At 70.5% G+C, this 15,235-nt stretch carries 11 protein-coding genes; 10 read left to right on the forward strand and 1 reads right to left on the reverse strand.

All coding sequences use genetic code 11. The features are described from left to right. Positions 1-168: 168 nt before the first annotated feature. From IF06_RS0101635 to mmsB, 4 genes are all read left to right on the forward strand, one after another. Entirely contained in the window at positions 169-1,521 is a 1,353-nt protein-coding gene (locus IF06_RS0101635; RefSeq protein ID WP_013286834.1) for an endo-1,4-beta-xylanase, read from the forward strand. A 201-nt stretch (positions 1,522-1,722) separates the two neighbouring features. After that, the gene (gene chvE / locus IF06_RS0101640) at positions 1,723-2,862 is read left to right on the forward strand and encodes a multiple monosaccharide ABC transporter substrate-binding protein (protein WP_013286833.1); all 1,140 of its coding nucleotides are present in this window, start codon (positions 1,723-1,725) and stop codon (positions 2,860-2,862) included. An 83-nt stretch (positions 2,863-2,945) separates the two neighbouring features. Next, on the forward strand, positions 2,946-4,484 hold the full coding sequence (mmsA, locus tag IF06_RS0101645) for a multiple monosaccharide ABC transporter ATP-binding protein (protein ID WP_030268477.1): 1,539 nt from the start codon (positions 2,946-2,948) through the stop codon (positions 4,482-4,484). After that, positions 4,481-5,731: a multiple monosaccharide ABC transporter permease gene (gene mmsB / locus IF06_RS0101650; RefSeq protein WP_013286831.1), complete on the forward strand. Its 1,251-nt coding sequence runs from the start codon at positions 4,481-4,483 to the stop codon at positions 5,729-5,731. The genes mmsA and mmsB overlap by 4 nt, the downstream gene beginning before the upstream one ends. A 59-nt stretch (positions 5,732-5,790) precedes the next feature. Here the strand turns inward: mmsB and IF06_RS0101655 are convergent, their stop codons facing one another. Continuing rightward, positions 5,791-7,446 (reverse strand): glycoside hydrolase family 27 protein, encoded by a 1,656-nt coding sequence (locus IF06_RS0101655; RefSeq protein ID WP_013286830.1) that lies wholly within the window; start codon positions 7,444-7,446, stop codon positions 5,791-5,793. 653 nt (positions 7,447-8,099) lie between these two features. On the opposite strand from IF06_RS0101655, the gene araB reads away from it, so the two are divergent. From araB to yjfF, 6 genes are all read left to right on the forward strand, one after another. Beyond that, the gene (araB, locus tag IF06_RS0101660; RefSeq protein WP_030268479.1) at positions 8,100-9,782 is read left to right on the forward strand and encodes a ribulokinase; all 1,683 of its coding nucleotides are present in this window, start codon (positions 8,100-8,102) and stop codon (positions 9,780-9,782) included. Further along, positions 9,779-10,450, forward strand: a complete 672-nt coding sequence (locus IF06_RS0101665; protein ID WP_013286828.1) for an L-ribulose-5-phosphate 4-epimerase — start codon at positions 9,779-9,781, stop codon at positions 10,448-10,450. Before araB ends, IF06_RS0101665 begins: the two co-directional genes overlap by 4 nt. A gap of 97 nt (positions 10,451-10,547) precedes the next feature. Continuing rightward, the gene (locus IF06_RS0101670; RefSeq protein WP_013286827.1) at positions 10,548-11,543 is read left to right on the forward strand and encodes an ABC transporter substrate-binding protein; all 996 of its coding nucleotides are present in this window, start codon (positions 10,548-10,550) and stop codon (positions 11,541-11,543) included. 72 nt (positions 11,544-11,615) lie between these two features. Continuing rightward, positions 11,616-13,157, forward strand: a complete 1,542-nt coding sequence (locus tag IF06_RS0101675) for a sugar ABC transporter ATP-binding protein (RefSeq protein WP_013286826.1) — start codon at positions 11,616-11,618, stop codon at positions 13,155-13,157. Beyond that, positions 13,154-14,224, forward strand: a complete 1,071-nt coding sequence (locus tag IF06_RS0101680; protein WP_013286825.1) for an ABC transporter permease — start codon at positions 13,154-13,156, stop codon at positions 14,222-14,224. Before IF06_RS0101675 ends, IF06_RS0101680 begins: the two co-directional genes overlap by 4 nt. Further along, positions 14,221-15,213 (forward strand): galactofuranose ABC transporter, permease protein YjfF, encoded by a 993-nt coding sequence (yjfF, locus tag IF06_RS0101685; protein ID WP_013286824.1) that lies wholly within the window; start codon positions 14,221-14,223, stop codon positions 15,211-15,213. Before IF06_RS0101680 ends, yjfF begins: the two co-directional genes overlap by 4 nt. Positions 15,214-15,235 lie beyond the last annotated feature (22 nt).

Consider the following 15,235-nt stretch of genomic DNA (forward strand, 5'->3'; position numbering starts at 1 on the left):
AGGGGTTGACGCCGGGGGATGTTATCGCTCACAGTCGATGGCAGGGCATGAGCGCCGCAAGGCTCACCGGGCGAGCCGCGCTGGTCGTACCTCGACACCACCGCCACCGGACGCGGGGTCGGGGAGTCGCACCACCACCATCGCGCAACCCCCGGAAGAGGAATCCGCATGAGACGAAAGAGAGCCTTGCTGACCACCGGCATCCTGGCCGGCGCGCTCGCCGCCGGGATGGCGGTGGCACTGGCGCCGGCCGCGAGCGCCGGCACCACGCTGCGCGCGGCGGCGGCCGAGAAGGGCCGCTACTTCGGCGCCGCCGTCGCCACCGGCAAGCTGTCCGACAACACGTACGCCACTGTGCTGAACCGCGAGTTCAACTCCGTGGTGGCCGAGAACGAGATGAAGTGGGACGCCACCGAGCCGCAGCAGGGGCGGTTCAGCTACACCGGCGGCGACCGGTTGGTCAGCCACGCCCGCGCGAACGGCATGTCGGTACGCGGGCACACGCTGCTCTGGCACGCCCAGCAGCCGTCGTGGGCACAGGGCCTGTCCGGCAGCGCGCTGCGCAACGCCGCGATCAACCACGTCACCCAGGTGGCCACCCACTTCCGGGGGCAGATCTACGCCTGGGACGTGGTGAACGAGGCGTTCGCCGACGGCGGCAGCGGCGGGCGCCGCGACTCGAACCTGCAGCGCACCGGCAACGACTGGATCGAGGCGGCGTTCCGGGCGGCCCGCGCCGCGGACCCGGGCGCGAAGCTCTGCTACAACGACTACAACACCGACGGCATCAACGCGAAGTCGACGGGCATCTACAACATGGTGCGCGACTTCAAGTCGCGCGGCGTGCCGATCGACTGCGTCGGCTTCCAGTCGCACCTGGGCACCACGATCCCCGGCGACTACCAGGCCAACCTCCAGCGCTTCGCCGACCTGGGCGTCGAGGTGCAGATCACCGAGCTGGACGTGATGACCGGCGGCAACCAGGCGAACATCTACGCCGCCGTGACCCGCGCCTGCCTGGCGGTGTCGCGCTGCACCGGCATCACGGTCTGGGGCGTGCGGGACTGCGACTCGTGGCGCGGCTCGGACAACGCGCTGCTGTTCGACTGCGCGGGCAACAAGAAGGCGGCGTACAACGCGGTGCTCGACGCGCTGAACGCCGGCGGCAACAATCCGCCGCCGACCACGACGCCGCCGCCGAACAACCCGACCACCCCGCCGCCGGGTCAGGGCGGGTGTTCGGCCTCGGTGTCGCTGAACTCCTGGACCGGTGGGTTCGTGGCGACGGTGAAGGTGACCGCGGGCTCGTCGGGCACCCGGGGATGGACCGTCACCATGACGTTGCCGGGCGGCGCGAGCATCACCAACACCTGGAGCGCCACCGCGAGCGGGAGCAGCGGCACGGTGCGGTTCGCGAACGTGAGCTACAACGGCCAGCTCGGCGCCGGTCAGAGCACCGAGTTCGGGTTCCAGGGCAACGGCAGCGGATCGGGCATGACGCCCACCTGCTCCGCGACCTGAGCCGGGCCACCGCGGGGGCGGCGCGCCGTCGCCCCCGCGGTGTTCCGCTACGTCGTCCCGTCCGACCTGGACTGTCGTCTCTGTTACGAGAAAGAGACATGCGCATTTCGCGCGATTGGTTGACGGGGCAACTTGTGAGCGTTAACACTCCCCGTGAGGGTTACCTGTGTCACAGGGACCGCCACGACAGGGAGGACGCTCGTGCGCAGACGACTTCTGGCCGCACTCAGCGGTGCCGCGCTCGCGATCAGCCTGGCCGCCTGCAGCGGCGAGGGCGCGGGAGGCGGCGGAGACACCAGCTCGGCCAAGCCCGGCGACCTGACGATCGGCGTCTCGATGCCGACGCAGACCTCGGAACGGTGGATCGCCGACGGCAACTCGGTGAAGGAGAAGCTCCAGGCCAAGGGCTACAAGGTCGACCTCCAGTACGCCGGGGACGACATCCCGACCCAGTCGCAGCAGATCGACCAGATGATCACGCAGGGCGCGGACGTGCTGGTCATCGCCCCGATCGACGGCACCGCGCTCAGCGGCCAGCTCCAGGCCGCCGCGGCGGCGAAGATCCCGGTCATCTCCTACGACCGGCTCATCCGCAACAGCCCGAACGTCAGCTTCTACGTCAGCTTCGACAACTACAAGGTCGGCGTGGCGCAGGCCAACGCGCTCCTGGTCGGGCTCGGCCTGCTCACCAAGGACGGCGCCAAGGGCACCGCCACCGGCCCGTTCAACGTGGAGCTGTTCGCCGGCTCGCTCGACGACAACAACGCCGGGTTCTTCTTCAACGGCGCGATGGACACGCTGAAGCCGTACTTCGACGCCGGGACGCTGAAGGTCAAGTCCGGGCAGACCAAGATCGAGCAGGCCGCCATCCTGCGCTGGCAGCAGGAGACCGCGCAGAAGCGGATGGAGGACCTGCTCACCTCCAGCTACAACGACGGCAGCAAGGTCGACGGCGTGCTGTCGCCGTTCGACGGCCTGTCCCGCGGCATCATCACCGCGCTGCAGAACGCCGGCTACCGCGGCGGCGCCAAGAAGATGCCGGTGGTGACCGGCCAGGACGCCGAGGTCGCCTCGGTCAAGCTGATCAACGACGGCGTGCAGAGCTCGACCGTCTTCAAGGACACCCGGCTGCTGGCCGAGCAGGCGGTGATCGCCGCCGAGGCGTTCCTGCGCAAGGAGGAGCCGAAGGCCAACGAGACCAAGGCGTACGACAACGGCGTCAAGGTCGTGCCGGCGTTCCTGCTGCCGGTGCAGACCGTCTACAAGGAGGACATCAAGTCCGTCCTGATCGACTCCGGCTACCTGACCGAGCAGGAGGTCGCCGCGGGCCGGGCCGGCTGACCCGCGGCGACGGGCCCGGCGGCCGCCCGCGCCACCGGGCCCGTCCGCTCCGGACACCACGACCACGAGCAGGACGGATATCCATGAGCGATCACATCCTCGAGATGCGTGGCATCACGAAGACCTTCCCGGGCGTGACCGCGCTCCAGGACGTCTCGCTCGCCGTACGGCGTGGCGAGATCCACGCGATCTGCGGTGAGAACGGCGCCGGGAAGTCGACCCTGATGAAGGTGCTGTCCGGCGTCTACCCGGCGGGCAGCTACGACGGCCAGATCGTCTTCGACGGCGAGCCGGTCGGGTTCCGGGGGATCCAGGACAGCGAGGCCCGCGGCATCGTCATCATCCACCAGGAACTCGCGCTGGTGCCCTACCTGTCGATCGCCGAGAACATCTTCCTCGGCAACGAGCGCCGCGGCCGCGGCGGGCTCATCGACTGGCACCGGACCAACGCGGAGGCCGCGGCGCTGCTGCGGTCGGTCGGGCTGCACGAGCACCCGGTCACCCCGGTCATCCAGCTCGGTGTCGGCAAGCAGCAGCTCGTGGAGATCGCCAAGGCGCTGTCCAAGAAGGTACGGCTGCTGATCCTCGACGAGCCCACAGCGGCACTCAACGACGTCGACTCCGCGCACCTGCTGGACCTGATGCGCCGGCTGCGCGACCAGGGCATCACCTGCATCATGATCTCGCACAAGCTCGGCGAGATCACCGCCGTCGCCGACTCGACCACAGTCATCCGCGACGGCCGTACCGTCGAGACGCTGGACATGTCCGACGGCGCCATCACCCAGGACCGGATCATCCGCGGCATGGTCGGCCGCGACCTGGCCGCCTTCTACCCGACCCGCAGCGTGACCCCCGGCGACGAGGTGCTGCGCATCGAGGACTGGTCGGTGCGCCACCCGACGCAGGACCGCCTGGTCGTCGACCGGGCCTCGCTGCACGTGCGGGCCGGGGAGGTCGTCGGCATCGCCGGCCTGATGGGCGCCGGGCGCACCGAGCTGGCGATGAGCGTGTTCGGCCGGGCGTACGGCCGGGACATCAGGGGCCGGCTGTTCGTCAAGGACCGCGAGGTACGGGCGCGCACTGTCGCCGAGGCCATCGCCAACGGCATCGCTTACGCCACCGAGGACCGCAAGCACTACGGCCTCAACCTGATCGACGACGTGCGGGGCAACGTCTCGGCCGCCGCGCTCGACAAGCTGGCCCGGCACGGCTGGATCGACGGCAACCGCGAGATCCAGGTCGCCGAGCGGGGCCGGCGCGACATGAACATCAAGGCGCCGACCGTGATGTCGGTGGTGGGCAAGCTCTCCGGCGGCAACCAGCAGAAGGTCGTGCTGGCGAAGTGGCTGTTCACCGACCCGGACGTGCTGATCCTCGACGAACCGACCCGGGGCATCGACGTCGGCGCGAAGTTCGAGATCTACACGATCGTCAACCGGCTGGTGGCCGACGGCAAGGCCGTCGTGCTCATCTCCTCCGAACTGCCCGAGCTGCTCGGCATGTGCGACCGCATCTACACCCTGGCGGCCGGCCGCATCACCGGGGAGATGCCGGTGGCCGAGGCCACCCAGGAGAACCTGATGGAACTCATGACCAAGGACAGGGATCTCGTCCGATGACCAGCACGAAGCCTCCCCCCGCCACGAAGATCGCCGCGCCGGACACCGGCGCGGCGGCGACCCTGCACACCGGCACCAGCGATCCGCGCGCGCTGATCCTGGGCAACCTGCGGCAGAGCGGCATCTACATCGCCCTGGTGGTGATCGTGGCGCTGTTCGCGGTCCTCACCGACGGCGTCTCGCTGAGCCCCGGCAACCTGACGAACATCGTCCTCCAGTACTCCTACATCCTGGTGCTCGCGATCGGCATGGTCATCGTGATCATCGGCGGCCACATCGACCTGTCCGTGGGATCGGTGGTGGCGCTCACCGGAGCGGTCTCTGCGGTGCTCGTCATCCGCGAGGGCATGCCCTGGTGGGCCGGCGTCCTGGCCGCGCTCGCGGTGGGCGTCGCGGTCGGTGCGTGGCACGGGCTCTGGGTCGCGTACGCCGGCATCCCGGCGTTCATCGTCACCCTGGCCGGCATGCTGTTGTTCCGGGGTCTGACGCTGCGCGTGCTGGACAACATCTCGCTGTCGCCGTTCCCGGAGGAGTACCAGCGGGTCGCCGCCGGGTTCCTCAACGGTCTGCTGGGCGGCCAGGGCTACGACGCCTTCACGCTGTTCATCGGCGCCTTCGCCGTGGTCGGGTATGCGGTGAGCGTGTTCCGGACCCGGGTCGCCCGGGTGCGCCACGAGCAGCCGGTGGAGTCGTTCCCGCTGTTCGTGCTGCGGATCGTGGTGGTCGGCGCCGTGGTCATGTGGTTCGCCTGGCAGCTCGCCCACGCCCGGGGCCTGCCGATCGTGCTGATCGTGCTCGCCGTGCTCGTGCTCGTCTACGGCCTGCTCACCCGCCGTACGGTGTTCGGCCGCCAGGTGTACGCCATCGGCGGCAACCTGCCCGCGGCGATGCTGTCCGGCGTACGGGTGAAGCGGGTCAACTTCTGGATCTTCGTCAACATGGGCTTCCTGTCCGCCGTGGCGGGCGTGATCTACTCGTCCCGGTCCAACGGGGCCCAGCCGGCGGCGGGCAACATGTTCGAGCTGGACGCGATCGCGGCGGCGTTCATCGGCGGCGCGGCCGTCACCGGCGGCGTCGGCACGGTGGTCGGCGCCATGGTGGGTGGCCTGATCATGGCGGTGATGAGCAACGGGATGCAGCTCATGGGCGTCGACCAGTCCGTCCAGTCGGTGGTCAAGGGCCTGGTGCTGCTCGTCGCGGTGGCGTTCGACATCTGGAACAAGCGCCGGGCCGCCGGCGCCCGGTGACGGCCGGCCGGACGCTCGCCCCTTCGTCCGGCCGACCGCCGTTCACCGGCCGTAGCCGCTCACGCCCGGCTCCACCGTTGGTTGGCGTTGCCGTGGCAGGTCCAGACGATCACCCGGGTGCCGTTGGCGGTGCCCGCGTTGTCGACGTCCAGGCACAGCGACGGGAAGCGCCCGTTGCTCACCGTGCCGTTGCCGTTGATGGTCCACTGCTGGTTGGTGCCGCCGTTGCAGTCCCAGATCTGCACCCGGGTGCCGGCCGTCGCGTTCGTCGGCACGTCCAGGCACTTGCCGAGCACCTGCAACGCCTGGCCGTTGGCGGTGAACTGCTGGTTGGCGTTGTTGTGGCAGTCCCAGATCAGCGTCCCGGTGCCGTTCGCGGTGCCGGCGTTGTCCACGTCGAGGCACCGGCCGGACGACTCGCTGCGCAGCCGGAACGTGGTCGGGACCGGCGGCGGCGTGGTGGTGCCGCCTCCGCTGACCCGGTAGACGACGGTGCCGTGCGCGGGCACGCTGGCGGAGATCGTGCCGGTGCTGGTGGAGGTGGCGTCGGTCCATGCGTCGCGCAGCGTGAAGGAGTTGCCGCTCTTGCCCACCGCCGCCGCGGTGGTGGAGACGGTGGTGGTCGAGCCGCCCTGGTTGAACAGGGCGACCGCCACGTCGCCGTTGGCCAGCGGCTTGGCCAGCACCCGCCGGGTGCCGTCGAAGGAGACCTGGGCCGCCTGACGGCCGAGCGTGTCCTGGTTGATCGCGACCAGGTTCGCGTTGCGCAGGATCGCCAGCGTGGCCGCGTTCGCCGACCGTACGTCGTTGCCCATCATCAGCGGCGCGGCGAGGACCGCCCAGAGCGCGAAGTGGCTGCGCATCTCGGTGTCGTTCATGCCCCCTCGGCCGACCTCGAGCATGTCCGGGTCGTTGAACCCGCCGGGCGCGGCGTACCCGGCCAGGGGCACCGTGACGTCGACGATGTTCTGGATGCCCATCGGGTAGCCGTTGGTCTGGCCGGTGTTCCACGCGTTGGTGATGTCCTCGGTGGTCCGCCAGAGGTTCGCCACGTCGCTCCAGTTGCGCTGCGGCCCGGTCTTGGCGTGGTAGCTGTTGGGGTTGATGCTGTAGACGATCGGCCGGCCGGTGGAGGCCAGCGCGTCGCGCATGATGCCGAACCGCGCCACCTGGTCGTTGATGGTGCCGGTGGACGAGCACCAGTCGTACTTCAGGTAGTCCACGCCCCAGGCGGCGAACTGCCGCGCGTCCTGGTACTCGTGGTTGAGGCTGCCGGTGGCGCCGGGGAACGCGCCGCCGACCTGGGCGCAGGTCTTGTCCAGCGGCACCTGGTAGATGCCGAACAGCAGGCCCCGGGCGTGCAGGTAGTCACCGAGCGACTTCATCCCGCTGGGGAACCGCTGCGGGTGGGCCTGGAGGTTGCCCTGCGAGTCCCGGTTCGGGTCGAACCAGCAGTCGTCCACGACGACGTACTTGTACCCGAGGTCGCGCAGGCCGTTGCTGACGATCGCGTCGGCGGTCTGGCGGATGAGGGTCTCGTTGATGTTGCAGCCGAAGGTGTTCCAGGTGTTCCACCCCATCGGCGGGGTGCGGGCGACGCCGTTGTCCAGCGCCCGGGCGGGACGCGGGGCCACGGCCTGGTCGGTGACTGTCGCGGCGAGCGCCACCGCCGCGACGCCCAGGACGGCGAGCGTCCGTCGGGTCCATCTGCGCACTGATCCTCCTCGGTCGCCGGGCGCCGGCCGTGCCGGCGTCCGGTTGGGAGCGGCCCGCCGATCGCGCGGCGTCGCCCGGGGTGCGCGGGGACGTACGCGGCACGGCAGTGGAGAGGGGCCGGCCGGTCACCGGCGGGCGCTCGTGGGTGGTGGGTCCGGCGGTCGACGGGGTCGCCGTCCGCGTCGCCGCCCGGCTGCGGCGCCGGGGTTTCCCGGACGGCGGCGCCACGAAGCAGGGATGGCGAGAATGTTATCGCTGACATCAAACCCTGTAAATAGCGAGACGGTCCGCCCGGCCCACGTCGGCGACCGTTCGCGCGGGTGTCGGGGCCGGGAAAAGTGCCGCTGAGGGGCGCTCTGTGACCTCGAGAGGCCCTCTCCGCGGGCCGGAGCCCGCAGCGCCGATCGCGGCGGTTCGACGATCCACGAAGGCATTGATTGTTGTCGCTAACAAGGCGCTCGCCGGGACTCGGCGGCCGGACCGGAAGCGCGTCCGTGTGGATCTCCTCCGGGTGCGGCCCCGCCGGTCCGTGCCGCCCGGCCGCGGTGGTCCGGCGAGGGCGGTTCCTCGTTACGTAGCTGTTGCCCGGAGGTGTCTTGACGGATGTATATGTGAGCGCTAACACTAACTCCGTGACACGGCGGAGGTGCAAATGAGCGAAGTGGACGCGTCCGACCGGTACGTGATCGGTGTCGACTTCGGCACGCTGTCCGGGCGGGCGCTCGTGGTCCGCGTCCGGGACGGCGCCGAACTCGGTACGGCGGTGCACGAGTACCGGCGCGGGGTCATCGAGACCGCGCTTCCCGACGGCGGCCCGGCGCTGCCCCCGGACTGGGCCCTCCAGGATCCGGACGACTACCGCGACGTGCTGCGCCACGCGGTGCCGGCCGCGCTCGCCGAAGCCGGCGTGGACCCGTCCCGGGTGGTGGGCATCGGCACCGACTTCACCGCCTGCACCGTGCTCCCGACGCTCGCCGACGGCACACCGCTGTGCGAGATCCCGCAACTGCGCGACCGCCCGCACGCCTGGGTGAAGCTCTGGAAGCACCACGCCGCGCAGCCGCACGCCGACCGGATCAACGCGCTGGCGGAAGAACGCGGCGAACCGTGGCTCGGCCGCTACGGCGGCAAGATCTCCGCGGAGTGGCAGTTCGCCAAGGGCCTGCAGATCCTGGAGGAGGACCCGGAGGTCTACCGGCGCGCCGAGCGCTTCGTCGAGGCCGCCGACTGGATCGTCTGGCAGCTGTGCGGCGCCGAGACCCGCAACGTCTGCACGGCCGGCTACAAGGGCATCCGGCAGGACGGCCGCTACCCGTCGCCGGACTACCTGGCCGCGCTCGACCCCGGATTCGCCGACTTCGTGACCAAGCTGGACGGTCCGCTGCTGCCGCTGGGCGCGCGGGCCGGCACGCTCAGCGCCCGCGCCGCGGCCTGGACCGGACTGCCCGAGGGCATCGCGGTCGCGGCGGGCAACGTCGACGCCCACGTCACCGCCGCGTCGGCCCAGGCGCTGCGGCCCGGCCGGCTGGTCGCCATCATGGGCACCTCCACCTGCCACGTCCTCAACGGCACCCACCCGGCCGAGGTGCCGGGCATGTGCGGCGTGGTCGACGGCGGGATCAGCCCCGGCGCCTGGGGTTTCGAGGCCGGGCAGAGCGGGGTGGGGGACATCTTCGGCTGGTTCGTCCGCCACGCCGCCCCGGCGGGGTTCGACTCGCACGAGCGGCTCACCGAGGCCGCCGCCGCCCAGCCGGTCGGCGCGCACGGGCTGGTGGCGCTGGACTGGTGGAACGGCAACCGGTCCCTGCTGGTCAACCACGACCTCAGCGGGATGATCATCGGGCTGACGCTGGCCACCCGGCCGCCGGACGTCTACCGGGCGCTGCTGGAGGCGACCGCGTACGGCACCCGGATGATCGTCGAGGCGTTCGGGCAGGCCGGGGTGCCGGTCGACGACCTGGTGGTGGCCGGTGGTCTCACCTCCAACCGGCTGCTCATGCAGATCTACGCCGACGTCACGAACCGGCCACTGAGCATCATCGGCTCCGCCCAGGGCCCGGCGCTCGGCTCGGCCATCCACGCGGCTGTCGCCGCCGGGGCGTACCCGACGATCCACGAGGCGTCCGCCGCGATGGGGCGCATCGACGAGGCCGTCTACCGGCCCGTACCGGAGAACGTGCGGGCCTACGACGCCCTCTACGCCGAGTACCGCGCGTTGCACGACCACTTCGGCCGCGGCGCGAACGACGTCATGCTCCGCCTGCGGGCGATCCGCAACGCGGCGGTCGACGCCGCCGCGGACCGCGCCGCCGCGACCCTGGAGGTGGTCGGATGAACAGCCAGGTCGACGCGCTACGCGAGACGGTGGCGCGCCTGCACCGCGAACTGACCCGCTACGACCTGGTGGCCTGGACCGCCGGGAACGTGTCGGCCCGCGTACCCGGTCAGGACCTGATGGTCATCAAGCCCAGCGGCGTCGACTACGACGACCTGACCGCGGCGGCCATGGTGGTCTGCGACCTCAACGGCGCCGTGGTCGACGGCGACGGCGCCCCGTCCAGCGACACCGCCGCGCACGCCTACGTCTACCGCGCGATGCCCGAGGTCGGCGGCGTCGTGCACACGCACAGCGGGTACGCCACCGCCTGGGCGGCCCGCGGCGAGGCGATCCCGTGCTGGCTGACCGCGCAGGCCGACGAGTTCGGCGGGGAGATCCCGATCGGGCCGTTCGCGCTGATCGGCGGCGACGACATCGGCAAGGGCATCGTCAGCACGCTGTCCGGGCACCGCTCACCCGCGGTGCTCATGCGCAACCACGGCGTCTTCACCATCGGCCGCGACGCCCGGGCGGCGGTCAAGGCCGCGGTGATGTGCGAGGACGTGGCCCGCACCGCACACCTGGCCCGCGCGCTCGGCCGGCCGGTGCCGATCGCGCCGGCCGACATCGACTCGCTCTACGACCGCTACCAGAACGTGTACGGCCAACGCCCGTCGGCGCACTGACCCCGGACCGCGCCGCGCACCCCCCACCACCACATCCGGGCCGCTCCGGTTTCCGCCGGTCGCGCGCCCGGAACATCCAACCCCCGGAGGAGAATCGATGAGAAGCAGGAGCACGGCACGCACTGTCATCGCGGCGTTCGCCGGCGTGCTGCTCGCCGCCAGCATGGCCGCGTGCGGCAACAGCGACACCGGCGGCGGTTCCGGCGACGGCAACGACAAGATCGTCCTGGGCTTCTCCCAGGTGGGCGCCGAGAGTGGCTGGCGCACCGCCAACACCACCTCGATCAAGGAGGCGGCGGCCGAGGCGGGCATCGAGCTGAAGTTCGACGACGCCCAGCAGAAGCAGGAGAACCAGATCAAGGCGATCCGCAACTTCATCCAGCAGAAGGTCGACGTGATCGCCTTCTCGCCGGTGGTGGAGTCCGGCTGGGACACCGTGCTCAAGGAGGCCAAGGACGCCAAGATCCCGGTGATCCTGACCGACCGCGCCGTCGACTCGGCCGACAAGTCGCTCTACAAGACGTTCCTCGGCTCGGACTTCGTCAAGGAGGGCCGCCTCGCGGGCGAGTGGCTGGTGGAGCAGAAGAAGGCGGCGTCCGGCCCGGTCAACATCGTCGAGCTGCAGGGCACGACCGGCTCGGCGCCGGCCAACGACCGGAAGAAGGGCTTCGCCGAGGCGATCGCCGCCAACCCGAACCTGAAGATCGTCGCCTCGCAGACCGGTGACTTCACCCGCGCCGGCGGCAAGCAGGTGATGGAGCAGTTCCTCAAGGCCAACCCGAAGATCGACGTGCTCTTCGCGCACAACGACGACATGGGCCTGGGCGCGCTCGAGGCGATCACCGCGGCGGGCAAGGAGCCCGGCAAGGACATCACCATCATCACCGTCGACGCGGTGAAGGACGGCATGCAGGCCCTCGCGGACGGCAAGTTCAACTTCATCGCCGAGTGCAGCCCGCTGCTCGGCCCGCAGCTGATGGACCTGGTCAAGAAGGTCAAGGCCGGCGAGGAGGTGCCCGCCCGGATCGAGACCGAGGAGACCACGTTCACCCAGGAGCAGGCCAAGGAGGCACTGCCCAACCGCAAGTACTGAGTCACCCGGGGGTCGCCGTCGCAACCGACGGCGGCCCCCGTACCACCACCGTCGAAGAAGAGGTCCGATGGGATGACGGGTAACCGTCCGGTCCTGACCATGACCGGCATCAGCAAGACCTTCCCCGGGGTCCGCGCGCTGCACGACGTCGACTTCCGGCTGTTCCCGGGCGAGGTCCACGCCCTGATGGGCGAGAACGGCGCCGGCAAGTCCACCCTGATCAAGGTGTTGACCGGCGTCTACGGGACCGACGCGGGCGTCGTCACGCTCGACGGCGAGCAGGTCTCGTTCACCGGTCCGATGCAGGCCGCAGCGGCCGGTGTCAGCACCGTCTACCAGGAGGTCAACCTCTGCACCAACCTGTCGGTGGCGGAGAACGTCTTCATCGGCCGGGAGCCCCGCCGGCTCGGCGCGGTGCGCTGGGGCGAGATGCGCCGCCGGGCCCGCGACCTGCTGGCCCGGCTCGATCTCGACCTCGACGTCTCCGCGCCGCTCGGCTCGTACTCGCTCGCGGTGCAGCAGATGGTCGCCATCGCCCGCGCGATCGACGTGCAGGCCCGGGTGCTGATCCTGGACGAGCCGACCTCCAGTCTGGACGCCGGCGAGGTGGCGCAGCTGTTCCGGATCATGCGGCAGCTGCGTGACGAGGGGATCGCGATCCTGTTCGTCACCCACTTCCTCGACCAGGTCTACGGCATCGCCGACCGGATCACGGTGCTGCGCAACGGCACGCTCGTGGGGGAGTACCGCACCGAGGAGCTGCCGCAGTTCAGCCTGGTCGAGAAGATGATCGGCCAGGAGCTGGACGTGCTGGAGCGGCTCGACGAGCAGCAGAAGCGCGCCACAGTCGACGCCGGTGGCGAGGCCCCGCTCGTGGACGCCGCCGAACTGGGCCGGCGTGGCGCTGTCGCCCCGTTCAGCCTCCGCATCCACGCCGGTGAGGTGGTCGGCCTGGCCGGCCTGCTCGGCTCCGGCCGGACCGAGGTGGCGCGGCTGATCTTCGGCGCCGACCGGGCCGACCACGGCCAGGTACGGCTCGACGGCGGCCGGGCGCCCGTGCGCAACCCGATGCAGGCCATCGGCCAAGGCGTCGGGTTCTGCTCGGAGAACCGCCGGGCCGAGGGCATCGTCCCGGAGCTGACGGTACGGGAGAACATGATCCTGGCGATGCAGGCCGCGCGCGGCTGGCTGCGTCCGATCCCGCGCCGCCGTCAGGACGAACTGGTCCGCAGGTACGTGGAGGCGCTGAGCATCCGCCCGGCCAACCCGGAACTGCCGGTTCGCAACCTGTCCGGCGGCAACCAGCAGAAGGTGCTGCTGGCCCGCTGGCTGATCACCGAGCCGCGCCTGCTGATCCTGGACGAGCCGACCCGCGGCATCGACGTCGGTGCCAAGGCCGAGATCCAGAAGCTGGTGGTGCAGCTCTCCGACGGCGGCATGGCGGTGCTGTTCATCTCCGCCGAGCTGGAGGAGGTGCTGCGCCTGAGCCACCGGGTCGCGGTCATGCGCGACCGGGAGATGGTCGCCCAGCTCGACAACGACGACACGCTCGACGCCGACCGCGTCATGCGCACCATCGCCAGTGGAACGCCCCGGGAGGAGGTGACCCCATGACCGCCGTCGCCGACCGCCTCCGCCCGCTGACCGGCCACCGCCTGTTCTGGCCGGCGCTCGTGCTCGTGGTCATGATCGCCGCGAACACCGTCTACCGTCCCGGCTTCCTCGCCGTCGAGGTCAAGAACGGCCACCTGTACGGCACGCCGATCGACATCCTCCGGCTGAGCGCGCCGCTGATCCTGGTCGCGCTCGGGATGACGCTCGTCATCGCCACCGGCGGCATCGACCTGTCGGTCGGTTCGCTCTGCGCGATCAGCGGCGCGATCGCCTGCCTGCACATCAGCGGGGCGGCCGACCAGAACAGCCCGGCCACGGTGGCCACCGCGCTGGCCCTGGCCTTCGGCGCCGCGCTCGTGCTCGGCGCCTGGAACGGGATACTCGTGGCGGTCATCGGCATCCAGCCGATCATCGCCACGCTGATCCTCATGGTGGCCGGGCGGGGCATCGCCCAGCTGGTCACCGAGGGCCAGATCATCACGATCAACTCCGGTCCGTACCGGGCGATCGGGCTCGGGCACTTCCTGACGCTGCCGCTGGCCATCCTGATCGCGCTCGCCGCCGCGCTGCTCGTGGCCGCGTTCACCCGCCGCACGGCGCTCGGGCTGATCGTCGAGTCGGTCGGCGGCAACGCCGAGGCCAGCCGGCTCGCCGGCATCCGGTCGCGGCGCATCGTCTTCCTCGTCTACGTGATCAGCGCCGTCTGCGCCGCGCTCGCCGGTTTCATGGTCACCGCGAACGTCTCCAGCGCCGACGGCAACGCCGCCGGCCTGTGGATCGAACTCGACGCGATCCTGGCGGTCGTCATCGGCGGCACCTCACTGGCCGGCGGCCGGTTCTCCCTCGGCGGCACCGTCCTCGGCGCGCTGATCATCCAGACCCTGACCACCACCGTGTACGCCATGAACATCTCGCCGCAGACGTCGCTGCTGTTCAAGGCGGTCGTCGTCATCGCCGTCTGCCTCGTCCAGGCCCCGGCGTTCCGGGCCCGGCTGCGCCGGCGACGGCGCGGGACCGAACCCGGCCCGGCGGCACCGCAGCGGGAGAAGGAGCAGGTGCCGGCATGAGCAGCACGTCGTTGACCACCGGCCGGTCCTGGCGGCCCAGCCTGCCCCGCCGGCACGTCCCGGTGCTGGCCACGCTCGCCCTGCTGCTGGTCATGTACGGCATCGGCGTGTCCCAGTACCGCGCCTTCTCCAACGTCCAGGTCGTCTTCAACGTCTTCATCGACAACGGCTTCCTGCTCGTCGTCGCGGTCGGCATGACGTTCGTGATCCTCACCGGCGGCATCGACCTGTCCGTCGGCTCGGTGGTGGCGATGACCGCGATGGTGTCGGCCGCGCTGCTGCGCGACGGCCTGCCCGCGGCCCTGGTGCTGGTGATCGCGCTGCTGATCGGCCCGACGCTCGGTTTCCTGATGGGCTGCGCGATCCACTTCTTCGAGATCCAGCCGTTCATCGTGACACTCGCCGGGATGTTCTTCGCCCGGGGCATGTGCACGTTCATCAGCGACGCCTCCATCTCCATCACCGACGGTTTCTGGACCTCGATGTCGCAGCAGCGCATCGGCGACCCGGCCGGAAACTTCGTGTCGATCAGCGTGCTGATCGCGTTCGCGGTGGTGCTGATCGCGGCGTACGTGCTGGCGTACACCCGGTTCGGCCGCAACGTGTACGCGGTCGGCGGCAACGCGCAGTCGGCGCTGCTGATGGGCCTGCCGGTGGCGCGGACCCGGATCGCCGTCTACACGATCAGCGGGCTCTGCTCGGCGATCGGCGGCATCCTGCTGTCGTTCTACACGCTGTCCGGCGCGCCGCTGATCGCCGTCGGGATGGAGCTGGACGTGATCGCCGCCGTGGTGATCGGCGGCACCGTGCTCACCGGCGGTTCCGGGTACGTCTTCGGCACCGTGCTCGGCGTGCTGGTGCTGGGCGTGATCCAGACGCTGATCACGTTCGACGGCAGCCTCAACTCCTGGTGGACCAAGATCGTGATCGGTGGCCTGCTGTTCGCGTTCATCCTCCTCCAGCGCCTCATCGGCATCCGGTTCAAGTGACGGTTCCTAGCGCGGAAGGCAA

The organism is Micromonospora globosa (genome assembly GCF_000717585.1).
GTDB classification, from domain to species: domain Bacteria; phylum Actinomycetota; class Actinomycetes; order Mycobacteriales; family Micromonosporaceae; genus Micromonospora; species Micromonospora aurantiaca.